The organism is Leptospira inadai serovar Lyme str. 10 (assembly GCF_000243675.2).
GTDB classification, from domain to species: domain Bacteria; phylum Spirochaetota; class Leptospiria; order Leptospirales; family Leptospiraceae; genus Leptospira_B; species Leptospira_B inadai.
Genome location: NZ_AHMM02000017.1, coordinates 466,064 through 485,926 on the forward strand (window position 1 = coordinate 466,064; position 19,863 = coordinate 485,926).

21 protein-coding genes are annotated in these 19,863 nt (G+C 44.9%); 9 read left to right on the plus strand and 12 right to left on the minus strand.

Annotated features, from left to right (window positions below; all coding sequences use genetic code 11):
* Window positions 1–152: 152 nt before the first annotated feature.
* From LEP1GSC047_RS11500 to pyrB, 3 genes are all read right to left on the minus strand, one after another.
* Entirely contained in the window at window positions 153–1,379 is a 1,227-nt protein-coding gene (locus tag LEP1GSC047_RS11500; protein WP_010413667.1) for an LL-diaminopimelate aminotransferase, read from the minus strand.
* A gap of 5 nt (window positions 1,380–1,384) precedes the next feature.
* A complete protein-coding gene (locus tag LEP1GSC047_RS11505) occupies window positions 1,385–1,744 on the minus strand; it encodes a DUF2203 domain-containing protein (protein ID WP_010413665.1) in 360 nt (119 codons plus the stop codon).
* A 73-nt stretch (window positions 1,745–1,817) separates the two neighbouring features.
* A complete protein-coding gene (gene pyrB, locus LEP1GSC047_RS11510; RefSeq protein ID WP_010413664.1) occupies window positions 1,818–2,744 on the minus strand; it encodes an aspartate carbamoyltransferase in 927 nt (308 codons plus the stop codon).
* A gap of 262 nt (window positions 2,745–3,006) precedes the next feature.
* On the opposite strand from pyrB, the gene LEP1GSC047_RS11515 reads away from it, so the two are divergent.
* Window positions 3,007–3,582, plus strand: coding sequence for an RNA polymerase sigma factor (locus LEP1GSC047_RS11515; RefSeq protein ID WP_010413662.1), 576 nt, complete (start codon window positions 3,007–3,009; stop codon window positions 3,580–3,582).
* A gap of 9 nt (window positions 3,583–3,591) precedes the next feature.
* Window positions 3,592–4,188 carry a ClpP family protease gene (locus tag LEP1GSC047_RS11520; RefSeq protein WP_010413659.1) on the plus strand — a complete coding sequence of 199 codons (597 nt, stop codon included), beginning with the start codon at window positions 3,592–3,594 and terminating at the stop codon, window positions 4,186–4,188.
* A 25-nt stretch (window positions 4,189–4,213) separates the two neighbouring features.
* Here LEP1GSC047_RS11520 and LEP1GSC047_RS11525 read toward each other — a convergent pair whose 3' ends face one another.
* The 3 genes from LEP1GSC047_RS11525 to LEP1GSC047_RS11535 form a co-directional block, all read right to left on the minus strand.
* Window positions 4,214–5,101, minus strand: a complete 888-nt coding sequence (locus LEP1GSC047_RS11525; RefSeq protein ID WP_010413657.1) for a hypothetical protein — start codon at window positions 5,099–5,101, stop codon at window positions 4,214–4,216.
* Between the two features lie 345 nt (window positions 5,102–5,446).
* Window positions 5,447–5,827 carry a hypothetical protein gene (locus tag LEP1GSC047_RS11530; protein ID WP_238325566.1) on the minus strand — a complete coding sequence of 127 codons (381 nt, stop codon included), beginning with the start codon at window positions 5,825–5,827 and terminating at the stop codon, window positions 5,447–5,449.
* Window positions 5,828–6,004: 177 nt separating this feature from the next.
* On the minus strand, window positions 6,005–7,345 hold the full coding sequence (locus LEP1GSC047_RS11535) for a glucose-6-phosphate isomerase (RefSeq protein ID WP_020988628.1): 1,341 nt from the start codon (window positions 7,343–7,345) through the stop codon (window positions 6,005–6,007).
* 148 nt (window positions 7,346–7,493) lie between these two features.
* Here LEP1GSC047_RS11535 and galK point away from each other — a divergent pair, with 148 nt between their 5' ends.
* From galK to LEP1GSC047_RS11550, 3 genes are all read left to right on the plus strand, one after another.
* Window positions 7,494–8,654: a galactokinase gene (gene galK, locus LEP1GSC047_RS11540; protein WP_020988781.1), complete on the plus strand. Its 1,161-nt coding sequence runs from the start codon at window positions 7,494–7,496 to the stop codon at window positions 8,652–8,654.
* A gap of 110 nt (window positions 8,655–8,764) precedes the next feature.
* Complete coding sequence (locus tag LEP1GSC047_RS11545) at window positions 8,765–9,184, plus strand: STAS domain-containing protein (protein WP_010413655.1); 420 nt, start codon at window positions 8,765–8,767, stop codon at window positions 9,182–9,184.
* 10 nt (window positions 9,185–9,194) lie between these two features.
* Entirely contained in the window at window positions 9,195–9,818 is a 624-nt protein-coding gene (locus LEP1GSC047_RS11550; RefSeq protein WP_010413653.1) for a uracil-DNA glycosylase family protein, read from the plus strand.
* 78 nt (window positions 9,819–9,896) lie between these two features.
* Here the strand turns inward: LEP1GSC047_RS11550 and LEP1GSC047_RS11555 are convergent, their stop codons facing one another.
* Window positions 9,897–10,166 carry a helix-hairpin-helix domain-containing protein gene (locus tag LEP1GSC047_RS11555; protein WP_010413651.1) on the minus strand — a complete coding sequence of 90 codons (270 nt, stop codon included), beginning with the start codon at window positions 10,164–10,166 and terminating at the stop codon, window positions 9,897–9,899.
* 436 nt (window positions 10,167–10,602) lie between these two features.
* Here LEP1GSC047_RS11555 and LEP1GSC047_RS11565 point away from each other — a divergent pair, with 436 nt between their 5' ends.
* Entirely contained in the window at window positions 10,603–12,546 is a 1,944-nt protein-coding gene (locus LEP1GSC047_RS11565; RefSeq protein ID WP_010413648.1) for a serine hydrolase domain-containing protein, read from the plus strand.
* Window positions 12,547–12,548: 2 nt separating this feature from the next.
* Here the strand turns inward: LEP1GSC047_RS11565 and LEP1GSC047_RS11570 are convergent, their stop codons facing one another.
* Entirely contained in the window at window positions 12,549–14,462 is a 1,914-nt protein-coding gene (locus LEP1GSC047_RS11570; RefSeq protein WP_010413646.1) for a B12-binding domain-containing radical SAM protein, read from the minus strand.
* Between the two features lie 457 nt (window positions 14,463–14,919).
* Between LEP1GSC047_RS11570 and LEP1GSC047_RS11575 the strand changes: the two genes are divergently transcribed.
* Both LEP1GSC047_RS11575 and LEP1GSC047_RS11580 read left to right on the plus strand, forming a co-directional pair.
* Complete coding sequence (locus LEP1GSC047_RS11575) at window positions 14,920–15,213, plus strand: nucleotidyltransferase family protein (RefSeq protein WP_010413643.1); 294 nt, start codon at window positions 14,920–14,922, stop codon at window positions 15,211–15,213.
* Window positions 15,203–15,550 carry a HepT-like ribonuclease domain-containing protein gene (locus LEP1GSC047_RS11580; RefSeq protein WP_010413641.1) on the plus strand — a complete coding sequence of 116 codons (348 nt, stop codon included), beginning with the start codon at window positions 15,203–15,205 and terminating at the stop codon, window positions 15,548–15,550. Before LEP1GSC047_RS11575 ends, LEP1GSC047_RS11580 begins: the two co-directional genes overlap by 11 nt.
* 357 nt (window positions 15,551–15,907) lie before the next feature.
* On the opposite strand, the gene LEP1GSC047_RS11585 is transcribed toward LEP1GSC047_RS11580, so the two are convergent.
* The 4 genes from LEP1GSC047_RS11585 to LEP1GSC047_RS11600 all read right to left on the minus strand — a co-directional run bounded on the left by LEP1GSC047_RS11585 (window position 15,908) and on the right by LEP1GSC047_RS11600 (window position 18,608).
* A complete protein-coding gene (locus LEP1GSC047_RS11585) occupies window positions 15,908–16,117 on the minus strand; it encodes a CopG family antitoxin (protein WP_010413639.1) in 210 nt (69 codons plus the stop codon).
* The gene (locus LEP1GSC047_RS11590; protein ID WP_010413638.1) at window positions 16,114–16,404 is read right to left on the minus strand and encodes a BrnT family toxin; all 291 of its coding nucleotides are present in this window, start codon (window positions 16,402–16,404) and stop codon (window positions 16,114–16,116) included. The genes LEP1GSC047_RS11585 and LEP1GSC047_RS11590 overlap by 4 nt, the downstream gene beginning before the upstream one ends.
* 545 nt (window positions 16,405–16,949) lie before the next feature.
* The gene (locus LEP1GSC047_RS11595; RefSeq protein ID WP_010413636.1) at window positions 16,950–17,663 is read right to left on the minus strand and encodes an MgtC/SapB family protein; all 714 of its coding nucleotides are present in this window, start codon (window positions 17,661–17,663) and stop codon (window positions 16,950–16,952) included.
* A gap of 6 nt (window positions 17,664–17,669) precedes the next feature.
* A complete protein-coding gene (locus tag LEP1GSC047_RS11600; RefSeq protein WP_010413633.1) occupies window positions 17,670–18,608 on the minus strand; it encodes a fatty acid desaturase family protein in 939 nt (312 codons plus the stop codon).
* Between LEP1GSC047_RS11600 and LEP1GSC047_RS11605 the strand changes: the two genes are divergently transcribed.
* Window positions 18,583–19,818: an MBL fold metallo-hydrolase gene (locus LEP1GSC047_RS11605; RefSeq protein ID WP_010413631.1), complete on the plus strand. Its 1,236-nt coding sequence runs from the start codon at window positions 18,583–18,585 to the stop codon at window positions 19,816–19,818. The genes LEP1GSC047_RS11600 and LEP1GSC047_RS11605 overlap by 26 nt on opposite strands.
* The last annotated feature ends 45 nt before the right edge of the window (window positions 19,819–19,863 follow it).

The window sequence follows — 19,863 nt, forward strand, 5'->3', positions numbered from 1 at the left end:
CTTTTAAAAATCGTCATTTACACAAAATTGCTGACACCCCCTGAGGTGGAGGAAAAATCCACTGTAACACCTCTACCACAGCTGCCTTCCAAACTTCGAGCAGCTACTGTCTTCAGTCCTCTGACCTCTGTCTTCTGAATGTCCTCTGCCTCTCAGAGAGCTGAAATTCTTTGAATGGCCTCGACGACTTCCTCTTTTTTGCCGAATGCGGAAAGTCTGAAATAGCCTTCCCCTGCAGGACCGAATCCGGAACCGGGAGTTCCCACGACCTGCGCCTTATCTAGTAATCGATCGAAGAAATCCCAAGAACTTAAACGATCCGGAGTTTTTAACCAAATATAAGGCGCGTTTATTCCACCAAACACGTCATAGCCGACCTTTTGCAGTCCCTCCCGAATCACTTTGGCATTTGCCATGTAATAAGAGATATTTTCCCGAATTTCTTTTTTCCCCTGAGACGAATAAATCGCTTCGGCGGCTTTTTGAGTCACGTAAGAAACTCCGTTGAACTTAGTGGTATGACGTCGACTCCAAAGAGAAGCGACGGGCACTTCTTGGCCGTCCCTTGTCTTGCCTTTTAGCTCTTTCGGAATTACGATATAAGCGCATCGTAAGCCGGTAAAGCCTGCCGTCTTGGAAAAGGATCGGAATTCGATAGCGACGTCTCTCGCTCCTTCTATTTCATAAATCGAACGGGGAATCCCCGGTTCGGAAATAAAAGCCTCGTACGCCGAATCGTAAAGAATGATACTTTGATTTTTTTTCGCGAAATCCACCCATCCTTTTAGAGATTCCTTCGAGGCGACCGCTCCGGTCGGATTGTTCGGAAAACAGAGATAAATTAAATCGGGACGTTCTTTCGGAAATTCCGGTTGGAATCCGTTCTCTTTCGTTGCGGGCATATAAATCAAATTCGCATAACGCCCGTCAGGTCCCGCTTCCCCCGTGCGGCCGGCCATAACGTTGGTATCCACGTAAACGGGGTAAACGGGATCTCCGATGGCGATTTTTGCGTCTGTAGAAAAGATTTCTTGAATGTTTCCGCAATCGCATTTGGAACCGTCGGATACGAAAATTTCGCTTTCGTCCAAGTTTACACCTAACGGCGCATAATCGTTCTCCGCGATCGCTTTTAAGAGAAACGAATATCCTTGCTCCGGTCCGTAGCCGTGAAACCCTTGCAATGTTCCCATTTCTTGGGAGGATCTTACCAAGGCATCCACGACCGAGGCAGCCAATGGAAGAGTAACGTCTCCGATTCCTAAGCGGATAATTTTTGCCTTAGGATTTTTCTCGGAATATGCCTTGACCCTGCGCCCGATCTCCGGAAATAAATATCCGGCCTTTAGTTTCAAATAGTTCTCGTTGATATTCGCCATATTCTTTATTCGTTTTCCTCGTCATTATCGTCGATCGGCCTTCGTCCGGAAAAGCCTTCGTCGTACCCGTGTTCGAAAAGAAGATCCTCTTCTCCTAGATGCCAGCAATAATATCCTTTTCCGTTATCGAAATCGACCAACCAAAGTCCTTTTACTTCGATCCCTAGTTCGCGAATCTTTTCGGCCCATTCGATTAACAATTCTTCGAGTTGGCCCTCTTTCGCCTCCAACTCGTTTTCTCTTAGTATTTCCTCTTTAAGTTCCCGGTGCAGTTCGTTTACGGAAGAGTAAAATTCCTCCGTGATCGACCTAACATAAGGTAGAATTTTACGGGCTTCTTCGTATGTCCAGATTTTCCGTTCCATTAAGAATAAGGCTTTGCTTACAGGTCTTTGATTCCGATCCGATTCGAAACGATTACGACGAGCAAAGTTCCGATCAGAACTTGACTCCTAAAGAAAGGCAGAGTAGAGTCATTCTGCTTACGACTCCGTATTTTGCCTGACGAAAATAGGCCGCGTTCGGCAGATCGTCAACGTCCGTCGAAAGCTCGTTTACCCTAGGAAGCGGATGCAATACGGTCGTATCCTTCTTAGACGCAAGAATGAGCTCCTTATTCACCTTAAAGGATTCCTTTAATCTCTCGAATTCTTTGTGATCCGGAAATCGTTCTTCTTGAATTCGAGTCACGTAGGCAACGTCGCATTCCCAGACTTTTTTGATGTCCTCACTTTCTTCGAAAGAAATCGGAAAACCGGAAAGCCCCTTCTTATAAGAATCGGGAAGCGCGAGTTCCGGCGGAGAGATCAGATACAAATGAACTTTATAATGCCGTAATAGATTGATAAGGCTATGGATCGTTCGGCCGTATTTTAAATCTCCGATGAACGCGAGCACCAGGCCGTCCAATTTTCCTTTTTCGGAAATGATCGTATACAAATCCAACAATGCCTGAGTCGGATGTTGTCCCGCTCCGTCACCTGCATTAATCACCGGAATCCCGACCGCACCGGCGGCGATTCTGGAAGAGCCTTCCACAGGGTGTCGGATCACTGCGATATCCGCATACGCTTCGACCATTTTCATCGTATCGTATAGGGTTTCCCCTTTCGAAATGGATGAGAATTGAAAGCCGACAGTCGAAATGACCCTTCCCCCCAGTCGTTCCATCGCTGCTTCGAAAGACAAGCGTGTTCGAGTGGAAGCTTCAAAGAAGAGCGAGGCCAGAAGTTTTCCTTCCAGGATGCCGAAGGCTTTGCCGGCCTCCATTAAACGTTCCATTTCCCGAGTTTGCTTTACCAGGAAATCAAGGTCTTCTTTGGAGAATTGTTCCGTATCTAGAATATTCTTATGATCGTACGACATTCCGTTGGACAGGATCGGACGGGGGGAATGGTACGCAAGTGATTTAAGGCGTTCAGAGGGCGGAGGACAGAGGACAGAATATTGATGAGCCGGGTTTCCATGTTCTAGGGGAAGATTCTTGTGTTATAGTAGATCTTTCCTCTACCTCTATTACTTTTCCAACGTCTAGTAGCTACTGTCTTCAGTTCTCTGACCTCTGTCCTCTGAAAAATCGAAAAAAACAGTACACTGAGTTCGTCTAAAAAGGGACCCTGAATCAGATATGCGCGATTTTACAGTACTAGTCACCGAAGCCGCCAAAGGCCAAGAAACCGCCTTTACCGAATTGTTTTCCCGATTCGAAAAATATGTCCAGATCGAAGCCGGGAAGCGAATTCGGGACGAATCCAAGGCGGAGGACCTCACACAGGAAGTTTTCTTGGAAACGTGGAGGGTGTTACCGAACCTTCGTGCGCCCGAAGCCTTTCCTTTTTTATTGCGTAGGCTCGTTTTGAAACATTCCGACCGTATTCTTAGGCGAAAGGATCTGGTTTCGGCGGAGTTCAAACCCGAGACCACGATGGCGAGAGCCAAATCGGATCGAGACGAAGAAGCCTGGCGAAAGGAGGTATTACAGGCATTGGAAGAACTTCCGAAGGAAGAGCGGGAATTGCTCAACTTACGATATTTCGGCGAACTAAGTTATGAAGAAATCTCCGAGAGAACCGGAATCGCCGGCGGCAATCTTAAAAATCGTCTAAGAAGAAGCCGCGAATTACTCCGACGAAATCTATTAACAAAATCCGATCGAAGAGATTGGTTGGATGTCCTTCACGGGCCGATGGCAATCGCATCCTAAGGAGAGAACATGGAATCACCCGTATTACCCGATTTAATGCTCCCCGGAATCCGTCTGGATGAGAATAACCTAAAGGAAAGAAAAATTTTTCTTTGGGGACAGGTCGATGATGCTTCCGCCAAGTATGTGATCGATCGACTTTTATATCTGTCTTCGGAAGATCCAAGGAAAGATATCACGTTAATCATAAATAGTCCCGGCGGAGCTAATACTTCGGGAATGGCGATTTTAGATACGATGAATTTAATCTCCAACGATATACGAACTATTTGTATGGGCTTTGCCGGGAGTTTCGGCGCATTGTTGCTGCTTTCGGGTACCAAAGGCAAACGATACGCTTATCCGCATAGTAGAATCATGTTACACCAACCGCACGTTCCCGGGCGATTCGAAGCACAAGCCACCGATATCGGTATTTTTGCATCGATGGTGGAAAAGGAGAAAAAAGAAATCAATCGGATCATTGCGGAAGGAACCGGACAACCTTTGGAAATCATCGAAAGAGATACCGATCGGGATTTTTGGCTATCGGCGGAAGAAGCGGTGACCTATGGAGCTATCGACTCCGTCCTTCAAACATGGAATTCATCGGAATCATCTCCATAGAAGTATTCGTGCAAAATATTTGCGATTAAATATAACTCGATAAGCACCAAGCGCAAATGCCTACATCCATAGGCAGGTCCGGAACGATACGTAACGGGACATCGACCGGAACGACCGGGAAGAAAATCCGATCGTCGACCGTTCGCCCGCAATGTTTACAAGTCGATAACTTCCAAGGCTCGAGAATTTCATCCTCTTTAATGAAGTATTCCGGAAACGGCAATACCTCTTCGTCCTTTTCGATACGTTCTATTAAGGATTCGTATTTCTCTCCGAAAGGAAGCTCGACTCTAAATACATGCATTCCCTCGGGCGTATCGTAACGAAGCAGATTGGGTTTGATGCCGATTTCCTTGAACTGGACTAGCGAAAAAGCGAGGCCTATTTCCTTACCCTCCTCGTCGAAGGGATAATCTTCGTAATACTCGGATATATTTCGATAGGACTTCGCTCTAGATAAGTATTCCGTTAAGTCTTCTTCCGACTCTAACGGAATGACCGCGTTGTTCGAAATCTCCACTGCAAGCCCTGTTTGATTATGCGAAATCGTCGTTTTTAGATGGAATCCTTGCTCTTTTAGCACGGGACGGATCGAAATAGGATCGGAAAAATCCCAGGTACTTCGAAATTCTTCCTCTTTTTCCGCAAGACCGTCGCTTGCAGCATCCCAACCCTTACTCTTAAAATACGAATCGAGACAATTTTCCCGGTAGGCTCTCTCAAGAAGCGTTGAAAGAAGGCTGAGTAACGGCGATAAAAGGTCGGTCTTTTTGTAGAATTCTAGGCAAAAGCGAAGGTAGTTTTCAAGATTGGATTTATAAAAAGAGGAAAGAACTACCCCGTGTAAAACGATTCGTTTACGGGCCTCCATTGCCTGAATCAGGCGATTCCATTTGGCAAATTCGAGGTTCATCCGCTTTCGAGAAAGTCGAAACTTTCCCTTAAAAAGTATCGGGAGTCTCTCTACCCTGTCTCCACTTTTTCGGAGAAAAAACCGTAAAAAACCCCGACCTCGGCAAGGGGAAAATCCCCCTACCGAGATCGGTTACAATACGGTGCTACGTTAGTTTTGATATGTACATGGAAGTCGAACTTCCGGAAGCTGAAATCGGATTTCCGGAAATCGCAACATTGGAATCATTTTTAAATCGCCTTGTATTTCTTTCCATTCGTTCGATCGGGCGAAATCTAAACGGAACTCACCCATAGTTCTAATACTCGATTTTAACTCTCATCATTGTGATGAAAGTTAACTATATTAAACGAATTGAGGAGGTGGAATATTCAGCAAATATTGAGATAGGAGCTTACAGAAGTGAAATTGAAACCTATCCCGTCGGGAAGCCTTCGAATCGAGAAATGCCGGATTATGTATCTTTTCCAGTGAAAGCGGATCAAAGGAAAGTTCCGAGTTTTCGGAACTCTCCACGAAATTACGATCATCTTGGTATTCGGTCTCGACACCCGTTATGCTTTGATCAGGAACGGGATATTTTTTCCCGGGATAAGAACTGAAGTGCGATAAATGGAGAAAAAAAAATAAAGTGGAAAGTGCCAAAGAGGCGGACACCATTCGTAGGCCGTTCAACCTTTTCCCCATTCCCTCAATGCGAATCACAAACGATGGCTTGTCAAGCATTCTGGAAAAAAGTTTTCGAAAGACATATTAGGAAACCGTTCGAGCGATACATTCCGACTCGGAATATATCGTTTTTGAAACAAAATCTCATTTGAAAGACCGTGGGGCTGGACAAATATTCGGTCACCGTCGCGTCAATTTCCATGAGAATCGTTATATTTCAATTAACGATAATCTTTAAATGCCTTTGCTCTTTAAGATTTCCCGAAGGTTTTCGAAACCTGATTTGCCCAAAAGAGCAAACATATTTCGTTTGTAAGCTTCTACACCGGGTTGATCGAAAGGATTGACATTCAACAAAGTTCCGGAAATGCCGCAGGCCAATTCGAAGAAATACATTAAACTTCCTAGATTTTCCGGGTTTGTGTCGGGAAAACATAACTCGATACAAGGAACGTTTCCCTCCGAATGTGCAGTTAAGGTTCCGAGTATCGCTTGGCGATTGACTTCGGACATCGGCTTCGCCGCGAGAAAATTAAGACCGTCCAAGTCATCCTTGTCCGCGGGTATGGTTATATCTTCTTTAACGGTTAGTGGATGTAAGAAAGTTTCGAAGAGTCGACGCTCTCCTTCCTGCAGATATTGACCCATCGAATGCAAATCGGTCGTAAGATTTACTCCGGCGGGAAAAATTCCTTTCCCGTCCTTTCCTTCGCTCTCTCCGTATAATTGCTTCCACCACTCGGTGAACGTTCTTAGGGAAGGAGTAAAACTGGACAGAACCTCGATGGTTCTCCCGGATCGATAGAGACAATTTCTGAGTGCTGCATATCTGCAGGAAAGATTTTCTTCCGGATTGGTACTTGTAAGTAATCGATTCGAAGCTTCCTGAAATCCGTTTACGAAAGCACCTATGTCTATTCCCGCTGCCGCAATCGGGAATAATCCTACCGGAGTCAAAACCGAATATCTTCCTCCCACGTCGTCGGGAATGACAAAGGTAGTAAACCCCAGAGCCTCCGACATTTTTCGTAAGGCGCCTTTTGAAGAATCCGTCGTAGCGATAATTCGTTGTTTTGCCCTGTCCCCGTATTTTTTTTTAGTCAAGTCCCATAGGAGTCGGAAAGCAAGAGCGGGTTCCGTAGTGGTTCCGGATTTAGAAATCACGTTGATCGAAAACTCCCTCGTTTCGAGATACTTTAAGAGTTCGGCGTGATACCGGCTATCTAGATGATGGCCGGCATAAACGATTTCGGGAGAACCTAGTTTCGATTTCGAAAAATACGGTTTGGATGCGTCGATAACGGCTCTTGCTCCCAGATACGATCCGCCTATTCCCACTAGAACGATCGTATCCGATTGTCTTCGAATTCGTTCGGCTTCGGAAGAAATTCTCTGGATCGATTCGGATCGAATCGTCCGAGGCAGATGAACCCAACCTAAAAATTCTCGCCCTTTTCCCTTTCCGGAGATTAAATTTTCTAGAGCGACGCCTGACTCTCTCAACAGCGCTTCTCTTTCGTTTGCCTCTAGAAATTCGGAGGCAAACCGATCTTTTAATTCGAGTGCAAAGGTCATAGATCCTCCCGACTCACGCAGAATAACGACCCGGCATCGAATAGCAAGGAAAAGATAATCATCTACTATTACGAGTTCTTCTCTCGACGGACAAAAGCGGCTTGCATTTTAAGAAGCGAAGCGGATTTTATTCTTCCGATTCCCCGGTATGTCCAATTATTCGTTCGAAGCGTTAACCTCCGTCCTAAATTCTTTTACTCCAATTTCGATCGAGAGTGAATTTCGTTTCTTTTCGGCGCCGGCGAGAATCAATATTATCGGAGAGCATGTCGACTATGCCGGCGGAATCGTACTGCCGGCGGCCATAGATTTCCGCGTCCATGCTGCGGTCAGAAAAAACGGCACCGATGTATATCGCTTGTATTCTCTCGATTTTCAAGCTTCCAAAATCGTCAAAGAATTAGAATACGACGAGGAACTCACTTGGGCAAACTACATAGTAGGAGTCGTCTCCGAAGCTAAAAAAAGAGGGCTATCAGTGCCGGGTTTCGATCTTTCTTTCGGAGGAAATATTCCGCAAGGCGCCGGATTATCCTCTTCCGCAGCCGTAGAAGTCGTCACCTGCTATGCGCTCTCCGAGCTTTTCGGGTGGGGTCTTCCTCTCAAAGAAATCGCTTTGCTAAGTCAAGCGGCGGAAAATAAGTTTGTGGGTGTAAATTGCGGAATTATGGACCAGCTGATCATCACGGTCGCGGAAAAAGAAAGCTGTATTTCGCTCAACACGCAAACTCTAGAGTATGAATTCCATCCGTTAGAATTACGGAATTATGAATTCTATTTGATCGATTCCAAAAAAAAACATAGCTTAAAGGAAAGCGGATATAACGAACGTAGGGCGGAAGTCGAATCGGCGACGGAAAAAATCGGACGATTGCATCCGGAATTATCCAACCTTTATAATGCGGAAGAAAAATGGTTGGAAGCCGCGGGATTGACTCTTTCGGAGAAGAAAAGGGCCCTCCACGTGATCGGCGAGAAGGAAAGAACGAATAACGTTATTCGAAATTTAATTTCAGGAAGCATTTCGGAAATAGGGTCCGAACTGTTTGCCTGCAACGATTCTCTTTCCCGATTGTTTCAAGTCAGCTCTCCCGAAACCGACTTTATCGTGGATTGGCTTAAATCGCAAAAAGTGATCGGCGCAAGAATGATCGGAGGCGGATTCGGGGGATGTGTGCTCGTTTTAGACCTTATCGGAAGATCCGATTCTCTTTTTTCCCGATTAAACCCTGCCTATCATCTAAAATTCGGCCACTCGGCGGAAATCTATCATTTCCGAATTTCGGACGGAGTGCGTGAAGATCGTTGATCGGAAAGAAAAAACGGTCGAAAAATCCCAGGACAAAACGCAGACTGTTCGATAGACTACGGATTCTACTCCCGTAAGGGCTAGTTAGAGCCCGGAAGCATTTGGAAACTATGGCGGAAACTCCACTTAATTTAGATAGTCAGGAATTCGATCATGATGCCCCCGAATTGGGGGTATTTTTGGATCCGAGTAATAATCCGCCTGGACTTGCCAACGAGGCTATTGTCATAAAGATCACCGGGGAAATAAACCTATATTCGGCTCAGATTATGAAGGAAAAATTCTTTCATCTGCTCGACCGGGGATTTTTATACTTATTGGTAAACATGGAGAATGTGAAATACATAGACTCGTCCGGTTTGGGCGTGTTTATGGCGACTCATTCCAGACTCGTGAAATCGGGAAAAGGAGGCATCGCGGTTTTTGCTCCTTCTTCCCAAGTGAATAAAATTCTAGAACTTACAAAACTGAAAAACCTGATTCGCGTCGGTTCCACTTCTACCGAAGCCTGGAAACTACTCTCTCCATAATCCATAACGGATGATCGCACCTAAAGAATTTCAGAAACACATAGACACGCTTCTCCATTGCAGACTTTGCCCGAAAATGGAGGGTAATCCCGTTCAAGGATGCGTCCCTCGATCGAAAATTCTTAGTCTTGGACAGGCGCCGGGAATTCACGAAGAAAGATTCGGAAGGCCGTTTGCATACACTGCCGGAAAAACCTTATTTAAATGGTTTGCCTCGATCGGAGTGGAAGAGGAACTCTATCGCTCTAAAGTAACTATGTCGGCGGTCTGCAGATGTTTTCCCGGAAAAGCAAAAAGCGGAGACCGTAAACCGGACGCCTCCGAAATCGAAAATTGCTCGAGATATTTGGAGTTCGAAGTTCGTTTTAATCGGCCGGAGTTAATCATTCCGATAGGCAAATTAGCGATCGATCAAATGTCGGATGATAAAAAATACAAATTGGACGACGTGATCGGAAAGAAATTTCGCAGAAAATTTCACGGAGTAGAGTTGGATTGGATTCCATTGCCTCACCCATCGGGGTTGAACGTTTGGAATCATACCGCTGAGGGCAAGATATTGATCGCTAAAGCCTTGGATTTGATTCGCACTCATCCGATCGTAAAGCAAGAACTAGTCCAGAAATCGCGGTAATCAATACGAATTGACTTCCCTCCGAAAAAGCAGGGGGCGTCGGAATACTTATTTTAGATCGATCTCCCTTCTTTCGTTTTAATCCTTCCAACTCCACCATTTCATTTTCTCGGGTTCGGGTAATTCGGTAGAGGAAACATAAACGGCGCAACGAAATACGTACAGCATACATCGATCCACTCGGGTTCCCTGAAGTTTACAAAGCTCTTCGAAGAGAAACTCCGGATTCTTCTTCGATAATTCCTGCTTACTTCGTAGACCTAGATTCCATAGATCCTCCGCTATAACCTTACCCACTCCTGGTAAGGTACGAAATTCCTTAAGAACGAGACTTTTTTCCGAACCCACAACCGTACGATATCTTTCAAACGAATATAAATCAAGCCTTTACGGAATTTAAAAATGCGGGAACGCCCGAATAAAATTCCGAATTTCGGATCTCAATCAATCCTTTATTCAGGACATTTTTGCGAGGCGGAATTCGAAAACATGACGCTTTATACTTAAACCGTCCCGGTATTCAAGCGAGGAGTCCGCGAACCGGTATCTTTTTTCCGAATTTTTTCCGTTCCGAAACTTATCCGGCAAAGGTATTTCTGAAATTGCATAAGTCAAATGATGAAGCCGACGAACTCCCGATCGACAGAAGATTTCGAATGAAATGATTTTAATGATTTCTCTCAACAGGCTTGCATAAGCGAAGCGATAAAGAATGATTGATCAATACTAAGAACCGTCGTATATGTTTGCAAAATCTCCACACGACTTATGAGTCAGAAATCCGATGGATGTTCGAATATCGTTAATCGCAGTTTCAACCCTGATCGCTTGCGAATTTTTTTCCTGCGCGAGTGCGGCTCCCGTACGACCTAAGGAGGGAATCCGGGGAAATTCCGCATTCGTTCGGGATACCGCACTCTACAAATTGCGAGAACGAATGAAATCGGAGGGAATCGTAGGATTAGGGATTACTATCGTCGACGGCGAAAGGACCCTAATCAGTGCAGGATTAGGAAAGGCATCCTCCGAAAACGAAGTCTCCGAAAATACGATTTTTAAAGTGGGTTCCCTCTCCAAAATATTTACAGGGATCGCGGTTTTGCAATTAGCGGAGAACGGAAAAATAGTGTTGGATGATCCCGCGGAAAAGTATATTCCCGAACTCAAAGGGCTATCCTCCAGATTTCCCGACGCAAAACCGTTTACGATTCGGCAACTTTTAACGCATCACTCCGGTTTACCTTCGGATATTTTCGAGGATTGGAAGTTATCCGATCATTCATACGAGAAATATCCCTACAACGAACTCCCGCCCCTATTGCAGGGAATTCACTTAACGCGAAAACCGGATACCGCATTCGCTTATAGTAATTTAGGATTTTCTATATTAGGTATTATCGTAGAACGTGCAAGCGGTTATCGTTTCGAAGATTATATGAAGACATACATATTCGGGCCAGCCGGCATGAAGAACACCAGTTTTTACGACGACCTTCCCGAGAACGAAAAGGCCAGCGGGTATGCCGGTGGATTTTGGAAATCGGAAATGAAAGTTCCGAAAATTCGCGATCTCGCGGCGGGATCTCTTTCCACGACACCTAGCGATATGGGTTCGTTTATTAAGGCGTTATTTACGAAAAATAAATACGGGAACAAGCTCCTGACTAACAGAAGCTTTAACGAATTCTACGCTAAGCAAAACAAAAGGATAGAAAGGGATTTAGACTTCGAGATAGGATTGCCTCTATGGAGATTGATGGACGATAAAAACAATCTAGTTTTTGCCGGGCATGGAGGAGATTTACCTCCTTTTTCCTCCTACTTTCTATTGGATCCGGAAAGGGAAACCGGGATCTTTATAGTTTCCAATACTTTAACGTCCGGATCCACGGGATTAGAGGATCTCGCGATCGACTTGTTATCTCTTGCATCCGAAGCGAAGTCGGGAAAAACGATATCTTTACCGGAAAAAACCAAATTGCGGAAAACTCCGAATAAAGACGAACTTCTATCCTGGAAAAAATGGGAAGGATACTATGCATCCCCGCACGGGTTGCACAAACTTGAAATCGGAAATAAAAATCCGAATTTAAACCTGTTCTCTTTCAACATTTCACTGCATCCCCTCCAGGACGGAGATTTCGTTCCGAAACTACCGAGACTGTTCGGCCTCTTCGAATCGGCAAACGATAGCCTCGAACAGTTCAGAATTTCGTTTCACGAATTTTCAGGGCAACCTGCTTTGGCATTCTCTACGATTCGAATCCCGAGAGGAGGAGTCTTGGGAATTGCGGAGAAAGTAGAGCCGTACGCTCTCCCGACCGAATGGGAAGATCGATTGAATCTGTATAAGCCCGAATGTATGGACCAAGGCGATATATTAGAAAAAGTGCAATTCGAATACGACAGCGAGTCCGGATTCATTCTAATGCATTTATTCCTAAAATTGCCATGGGGAAACACCGAGGAAATATTCCCGGTCAAACCCATGGACAGGAACTCGGTGATAATTCTGGGGCACGGTAGAAATCTAGGAGATACTTTGACGTTCGGCGAGGATGAAAAAGGGGAAATACTATATTATTCCGGTCATAAAATGCGGCGAATCAGAATCACCAGCTCGGATTCGTATAATCGCACAAAAACCAAAACAGGCTGTCCGGCGAATGTGCCTTTAACGAATCTCCTAAAGAATCTGCATGTCTTAAAGCAAAAACAAAAGGAGTGACCCTATTTCTCCGAGTATCCGAGGACTTCCCAACACCATTTTCTTTCGAACTCACGATTCGAAAACGAAACGGTTTCGGGATCCGCCGCCTTTACGAGAGCGTCCCAGGCTTGAACATGAAAACCCTCTTCGACTATCCTCGCAGCCGGAAATTCTCCCCCAAGTTCCTCCGCCTTCCGAACCGCTTCTTCCCAGCTCATCTCTTGAAAAACAGGTATATATTCCCGAGCTTCTTCTATCCATTGCTTCGGGAAATCGGATTCCTTGGACAATACTAGCACGATACGGTGAAGCATATTCTCGCCTCTATGAGCCAAAGATCGAGACAAATAAGATGCGGGAATGCTGGAAAATTCCATTATAATTTCATTGATTAGTTTTATGGAAAATGGCTGCCCGGGATAAAGGATCAGATCGGTTACCGTAAACGGGTCGATTTGCAGCCTTTGTTTCAATTTGGATAAAAACTCCGTTTTAGTTGCTTCTAAATTTCTCGATTTCCACCAAATAGAGACATGTCTCGCGCCGGGTCTCGCTAAATCCGAAATCCCTTCATCGCTCTTTTTCTCGGGTGAAAAGCAGAATACGTCATCGAAGTTCGGATCATAATTCGCCAGAAACGGTCTCGGGGTCTCGTCCAAACGACGATCCAAGCGATCCTCGGACATAAATAGGGTCGAGCTCAGATCCTCGGCGGAAAAATTCGGAGTTCGAATGACCCGATACGGAGGTTTCGGTAGATAAATCAGCCCTTCCCTTTGGGCATCCCTTCGCATAACAGTTCCGGGTAAGACGGATAAGGGAAAAACCTGCACCCATTCTCCAAGCCCGTGTTCGTAAAAAAATTCGATTCCGTTCAATACGTCCTCCGGAGAATCTCCGGGAAGACCAATGATAAGGTCCAGAAGAAGTTCGATCCCTCTATCAGCCAACATTTTAGCCGCCTCTGCGACCTTCTCGGGAGTTCCATAGCGCTTCACACGCTTTAAGGTTTCCTTATTAATGGATTGCATGCCCAATTCGATTCTGTCGAAGCCGGCCAGAGCGAGTTTATCGGCAATTTTCTCGGTGATCCCTTCCGATCTTAATTCTCCGAACATACTCATCTGCCTGTCGAAATTGACGTCTATAATCGCATCCAGGAATTCCTCGAATCCGGGCCGATGATTGAATGTCGGATCCAGAAAAACGAGTTCTTTAGCGCCTCTATCCTTTAGATTCTTTAATAGCTTTACAGTTTCAGGAATATCTAAAGTTCTTAGCACGTTGCTGCTTTTAGGATAGAAACAGTAAGTACACTGCGACCTGCATCCTCGTACCGTCTCCAAGTAGGTCGACCTGGCGGGATCCACCGGAACGAATCCTTCCAAATAGGGAGAAGGATAACTAGTAAGAGGAAACGAGGCGTTCTCTTCCGGAGAAAATTCTCCCATTCTTCCGTCTTCCTTTCGTAAGGCGATATTCGGCAGGGACCTTGGGTCTTCTTTTTTTAAGAGAGCTTCCAATAGATAGGAAAAAGTATGCTCCGCTTCGCCGGACATTGCGATATCGTAGCCTGTTTCGGCCAGTATAAACGGATTATCCGAATTCACTTCCGGACCGCCGATCAGGATTTTCGTATTAGGTGACCGAGCCTTCACTTCCCGAGCGAGATGTAGACTCCTTTCGGAATTCCAAAGATAGAGGGAAAAACCTACGAATTCAGGTTCGTCTTTTGCGATGCGATCCGCTAATCGGCTGTCGCCTTCCTGGTCGGTGATCAAAGGGTCTAGGACCTCCACGCTCAAACCTTTTTTTTCCAAGCCGTTAACTCTCGCGGACACAGCCAAGCAACCCGCCGCCAAAGGAACGTTCCCCGTCGCAGCAAAGGCGGTCGGAGGAGGGACCGGAAGTTGTACTAGTTTGAGCTTAGACATAAAACAGAGGACTGAACATTGATGAGCCGAGTTTCCATGTTCTGGAGAAAGATTCCTGTGTTACAAGGATTTTTCTCTTTCAGAGGACTGAACATTGATGAGCGGGGTTTCCATGTTCTATGGAAAGATTCCTGTGTTATAGTAGATCTTCCTCTACCCCCGCTGCCTTTCGAACTTCGAGCAGTTACTGTCTTCTGTCCTCTGACCTCTGTCTTCTGAAAGCGAACGCGTCTGTCTTCAGTCCTCTGTCCTCTGAAAGCGAACGCGTCTGTCTTCAGTCCTCTGTCCTCTGAAAGCGAACACGTCTGTCTTCAGTCCTCTGTCCTCTGAAAGCGAACGCGTCTGTCTTCAGTCCTCTGTCCTCTGTCCTCTGAAAGCGCAAGTTCTGCCTGGAATAATTCTTGAGCCAAAATTAACTGGACAAATTGTCTTCAAGCTATCAAATTTATGAATAAGTATGAATCGAGACCAGGTAATTGAGAGTATTCGTAAGAACATACTGACTATCCAGTCGTATGGGATAGATTCGATCGGCATTTTTGGATCCGTTGCAAGAAACGAGAATACTCATAATAGTGATTTAGATGTCCTTGTAAGCTTTCGCGATGGTGAACTTAATTTAGATTCGTATATGGATTTAAAGTTTTATTTAGAAAATTTATTTAGCTGTAAAGTTGATTTAGTTACGGTATCGAGTATAAAACCATATTTTAAAGAGCGAATATTACAAGAAGTTGTATATGCAGCGTGATTTTGGCGCCTACTTGCAAGATATTGTTGATAGCATTAATGAAATTGAGAAATTTACCGCCGGAATCAATTCGAAATCTATCTTCCTTAATAATATAGAAAAGAAACGAGCTGTTGAACGTGATATAGAAATTATCGGTGAAGCAGTCAAAAAACTCCCTGATAGTATTCGTAGTTTACATCCTGAAATCGAATGGAAGAAAATAGCCGGTATACGGGATATTTTAGCACATGGTTATTTCTCAATTGATGATGATATTATTTGGGATATTGTTAAGAATCGCTTAGCCTCATTGAAAGAAGCTTGCTCTGATCTTTTGAAGCATCCTGATTATTAGCGGGACCAGCGTATAACTAAAAATTGTCGCGGCGCTTCAGGCTCGCGAATGTCGGATCGCCTTGGCCGTTATGCGTAATGACAAAAAACCGCAAGATAAAACCGAGTTCATTCTTTAGGACATTATCCTCAACGTCTAGCAGCTACTATCTGCAGAGGACGGAAGACAGAGGACAGAACATTGATGAGCAGGGTTTCCATGTTCTACAGGAAGATTCCTCCGTTATCAGTGGATTTTTCGTCTAACCCCGCTGCCTTTCGAACTTCGAGCAGTTACTGTCCTCTGACCTCTGTCTTCTGAACGCGTCTGTCCTCTGTCCTCTGCGTGGGAGCTCCATATCCGACTTGATTTTGGGATTTATTTCCAGGAAAGATCAATTTTTTTATGTTTAGAAGCGCATTCAGCTAAGTATAAATTAATTAGATTCTGATACGGAATACCTGTTTGATCTGCTAATCCTTTGAAATATCCTATTGTATCGATATCAACCCTGATGGTAATTGGTTTTTTCAATTTTTTTAAATAAGGATTTTTTTTGGATTTTGAAAAGTCATATTCCTTTTTCATAAAAATGCCTCGTATTGTTTAGATTCCGATTTTGTAGCTTTTCGTGCAGAAATAATTCGTATGATATCTTTTGATGATCGGTAACAATGAGAGACCATTAATAGATTCAGTTTATAGCTAAATCCCAAAATAACGAACCTTTCTTCATCTTCTGAATGTTCCGGATCATTAATCACCCTTGCGTTTTCATCGAAAAAAACAGTCTTAGCTTCTTCGAATGATATTCCATGTTTTCTTTTATTAGCTGAGCTTTTTGTCGGATCCCATTCAAAGTCAATTTCTGACATATGTATAGTATCAATATATCATACATATTTATTACGTCAATATAGATTTATGACAGGTGTTAGATTTAGACTGAGGACAGGAAGAGGTATTAGGTTTTAGACATTGATGAGCCGGGTTTCCACATTCTACAGGAAGATTCCTCCGTTATCAGTGGATTTTTCCTCTACCCCTGCTGTCTTTCGAACTTCGAGCAGTTACTGTCTTCTGTCCTCTGACCTCTGTCTTCTGCAGAGGACAGAACATTGATGAGCAGGCTTTCCATGTTCTATGGAAAGATTCCTGTGTTATCAGTGGATTTTTCGTCTAACCCCGCTGCCTTTCGAACTTCGAGCAGTTACTGTCTTCTGTCCTCTGACCTCTGTCTTCTGAAAGCGAACGCGTCTGTCTCCCTGAGGACAGATGACAGAGGACTGAAGACAGAACATTGATAAACGGAGTTTCCATGCTATAGATAAAGATTCTTGTGTTATAGTAGATCTTCCTCTACCCCTGCTGTCTTTCGAACTTCGTGCAGCTACTGTCTTCTGTCCTCTGCTAGCTCGATTCACTCGGTCGTACTGGTCCAAAATGCCTGTTTGATGCTTTCTTGCTTTGTAAGCTCTTCTACAAGGCTATCCAGCTCCACTCCTTCAACGGAAGTAGAAACTAAAACGGCTCGGATATGAACTAAATCGTGCCCGAATGGACTAATAATAAGATCCCGAACCGGGTAGTTGGCCTGCTCCAAAAATTGTTCCAATAATTGCAGCGCTTCCTTATGTTTTTCCCTGACTGCAATTACGTTCATGGTCATCGTCGCTTCTACGAATCGAGTGTCCAAAGGTTGACGATTAATACGATTCACGATCGGCCTCAATAACGTATTGGTGGCAAGAACGAAGGCGGAACCTAAAAAAGCCTCTAAAAGTAGATCGGCTCCTGCGCAGGCCCCGACAGCGGCGGAAGTCCAAAGGGTTGCGGCCGTATTCAAACCGCGGACATTTCCGTCCCCACGCATGATCACCCCTGCCCCAAGAAAACCGATTCCTGAAACGACATAGGCCATTACATGCACGGCTCCGTCATGCCCATGGAGTCGATTTGCCGCATCGACAAAAATTGCGGATCCTACCGACACGAGTACGTTCGTCCGCAGGCCCGCCGTTCTTTGCCGATACTGTCTTTCCAACCCGATCAGTCCGCCGAGAACAAACGCGGCACTCAAGCTAATGATCGTATCCAGCAGAGAGATAATATTAATTTTATGAAATGCTTCCATGTTATCCTAATCTTTTCTCGGCTCGTCCAACAAACCGCCCCATTGACTCCAAGCCTGTCCCCAAAATCCTCGATCCCAAATATCGCCGCTCGCTTCCATTTGTACGGGCAATCGATTCCATGGTACTCCCGGGAACCTGTGATGGATTCGATGATAATTGAAATGAAGAAAATATCCGCTCAATCGAAACGGCAAATATAAATTATACGCCGAGTTCTTATCGTCGATTTCCTTCCCATAATGATAGGCGTTATCGAAAAAAGAGACAAAGAATGCCCTAAGCAATACTGCAATACCTAAAATCCAGCACTGCGTTCCGAAAAGCCAGACGGAGGGAGCGTAGACCATCGCCGTGAAAAACAGGTCTTTTCTGATTTCGGTCAGAATTTCCGGCTTGTATACCCACTTGAAGAAAGCTTCTTCGATCGGAAGTTTCGAGAGCCTGGCAGAAATCGGTTTCGTTAAAATGGTCGGCAATGCTAAAAATAAACCGACCGCTACCTCAAAACAATACGTGGCGAGAGTGATCCTAAAATAATACCGTAAACTTTGCAACCAACGAGGATAGGAAGAGATCGGATCAAAGAATTCGATCCGATCTCCCGCTTCCCGATTGTATTTATGGTGCATCAAATGGCCTGCTTTCAATACGGCAAATTGAGTCCCGAATAGAATCGCGAGACATCTTCCCCAAAATTGGTTTTGAGAACGATTATTGGAAAAATTTCCGTGGATGCTTTCATGGATTAAATTCCAGAGCGCGTAAGACACCGGTCCGGTCGATATCGCAACCGGCAATCCGATCCAAAACGAACCGGGGAATAGCAGTAGTAAAATCGGTACTGCGTACTGAAAACTTCCAAAAAAGAATACGAACAGCCAAGCCAGCCTGATATTGAGGTTGGTAGGAAGATCTCTTGTGGGAATCGTCGAAGAAAAAGACATCTTGATTTCCTATTCTAATTCTCCAGTTTGGGCGGCAATCGTTTCGGCAGGAAAAAATTGCCTCCCGTTTTATACACGATCGGTCCAAGTTAACGATATGATAAACGCTAGACAAGCCGCGATTTTTTCTCTTTTTCTTATCATCACCGGGTGTTTTCCGCTAGATCCGGACCGCGTTTCTTCCCCTAGTTATAAAGATGGCCGGTATAGAAACTTGGCTCCCGACGAAGAACTCGTCGGCAAATCCTTCTTTTCCGTATTAAAATGGAAACTGTTCGGTCCCCACGATCCTCCCACAGTCAAAGGATTGAGCAACGAATTACCTTTGGTATTAGAAAGATCTGCTGGAGACTTGATCGCGGCGGAGGGAAGGATCCGAGCAGTGTGGTTAGGTCATTCCACGATCTGGATTTCCGTTACCCAAAAAGGAAAAACGATCAATATCCTGACCGATCCTATCTTTGAATCTCCGACTCCGATTTTGGTGGACCGTTGGGTCCCGTTACCGATACCGAAAGAATCTCTTCCTGCCGTGGATTTCGCGATCGTCAGTCACGCTCATAGGGACCATTTAGATCGGGACAGTCTCCGGTTTTTACGTTCTAAAAATCCTAATTTAAAAATCCTGCTACCGTCCGGAATGAAAGCCTTCTCGGAAGATGAGAAGCTGGGTCTCGCGCAAGTCCAGGAAATCGGTCAAGTAACGCATCATGATTTCGTAAAGATAGTGTTTCTTCCGGCGTACCATTGGAGTCGTATGGGAGTCAACGATACCAACCAGTATTTTTGGGGAAGTTATGCCATTGAGGCTGCCGGAAAACTGATCTACTTTGCCGGGGACACCGGGTATTCCGTTCATTTTAAGGAAATTGCAAAGCTTTTAGGAAAGCCTATCGATTTGGCATTCCTTCCGATCGGGGCATATAAACCCAGATGGTTTATGAAACATGCTCATATCGGCCCGGACGAGGCTCTTGCGGCTTCCATAGACTTGGACGCCAAATCGTTCGCTCCGATTCATTGGGGAACCTTTCCCCTCGGAGACGATCTTCCGCAAGAACCGGTATTGGATTTAAAAGGAAAACTTAATTTTCCCGAAATTCCGGACATAAAAGGATTAAATCCATTGTACACCGGTATATCTTGGGGAAATAAAAACGGGGTCAGAGTGGTCCCTTGGACGATCGGTAGCGGCATCGATTTAGAATAAAGCATAGGGAAAAAACCTGGCGCCGTATTTCATTTTGTGAATTCT

Bases quoted from the DNA above. Each gene is read 5' to 3' on its own strand.
- LEP1GSC047_RS11500 (WP_010413667.1), bottom strand. From the start codon at position 1,379: ATGGCGAATATCAACGAGAACTATTTGAAACTAAAGGCCGGATATTTA.
- LEP1GSC047_RS11505 (WP_010413665.1), bottom strand. From the start codon at position 1,744: ATGGAACGGAAAATCTGGACATACGAAGAAGCCCGTAAAATTCTACCT.
- pyrB (WP_010413664.1), bottom strand. From the start codon at position 2,744: ATGTCGTACGATCATAAGAATATTCTAGATACGGAACAATTCTCCAAA.
- LEP1GSC047_RS11515 (WP_010413662.1), top strand. From the start codon at position 3,007: ATGCGCGATTTTACAGTACTAGTCACCGAAGCCGCCAAAGGCCAAGAA.
- LEP1GSC047_RS11520 (WP_010413659.1), top strand. From the start codon at position 3,592: ATGGAATCACCCGTATTACCCGATTTAATGCTCCCCGGAATCCGTCTG.
- LEP1GSC047_RS11525 (WP_010413657.1), bottom strand. From the start codon at position 5,101: ATGAACCTCGAATTTGCCAAATGGAATCGCCTGATTCAGGCAATGGAG.
- LEP1GSC047_RS11530 (WP_238325566.1), bottom strand. From the start codon at position 5,827: ATGCTTGACAAGCCATCGTTTGTGATTCGCATTGAGGGAATGGGGAAA.
- LEP1GSC047_RS11535 (WP_020988628.1), bottom strand. From the start codon at position 7,345: ATGACCTTTGCACTCGAATTAAAAGATCGGTTTGCCTCCGAATTTCTA.
- galK (WP_020988781.1), top strand. From the start codon at position 7,494: ATGTCCAATTATTCGTTCGAAGCGTTAACCTCCGTCCTAAATTCTTTT.
- LEP1GSC047_RS11545 (WP_010413655.1), top strand. From the start codon at position 8,765: ATGGCGGAAACTCCACTTAATTTAGATAGTCAGGAATTCGATCATGAT.
- LEP1GSC047_RS11550 (WP_010413653.1), top strand. From the start codon at position 9,195: ATGATCGCACCTAAAGAATTTCAGAAACACATAGACACGCTTCTCCAT.
- LEP1GSC047_RS11565 (WP_010413648.1), top strand. From the start codon at position 10,603: ATGGATGTTCGAATATCGTTAATCGCAGTTTCAACCCTGATCGCTTGC.
- LEP1GSC047_RS11570 (WP_010413646.1), bottom strand. From the start codon at position 14,462: ATGTCTAAGCTCAAACTAGTACAACTTCCGGTCCCTCCTCCGACCGCC.
- LEP1GSC047_RS11575 (WP_010413643.1), top strand. From the start codon at position 14,920: ATGAATCGAGACCAGGTAATTGAGAGTATTCGTAAGAACATACTGACT.
- LEP1GSC047_RS11580 (WP_010413641.1), top strand. From the start codon at position 15,203: ATGCAGCGTGATTTTGGCGCCTACTTGCAAGATATTGTTGATAGCATT.
- LEP1GSC047_RS11585 (WP_010413639.1), bottom strand. From the start codon at position 16,117: ATGAAAAAGGAATATGACTTTTCAAAATCCAAAAAAAATCCTTATTTA.
- LEP1GSC047_RS11590 (WP_010413638.1), bottom strand. From the start codon at position 16,404: ATGTCAGAAATTGACTTTGAATGGGATCCGACAAAAAGCTCAGCTAAT.
- LEP1GSC047_RS11595 (WP_010413636.1), bottom strand. From the start codon at position 17,663: ATGGAAGCATTTCATAAAATTAATATTATCTCTCTGCTGGATACGATC.
- LEP1GSC047_RS11600 (WP_010413633.1), bottom strand. From the start codon at position 18,608: ATGTCTTTTTCTTCGACGATTCCCACAAGAGATCTTCCTACCAACCTC.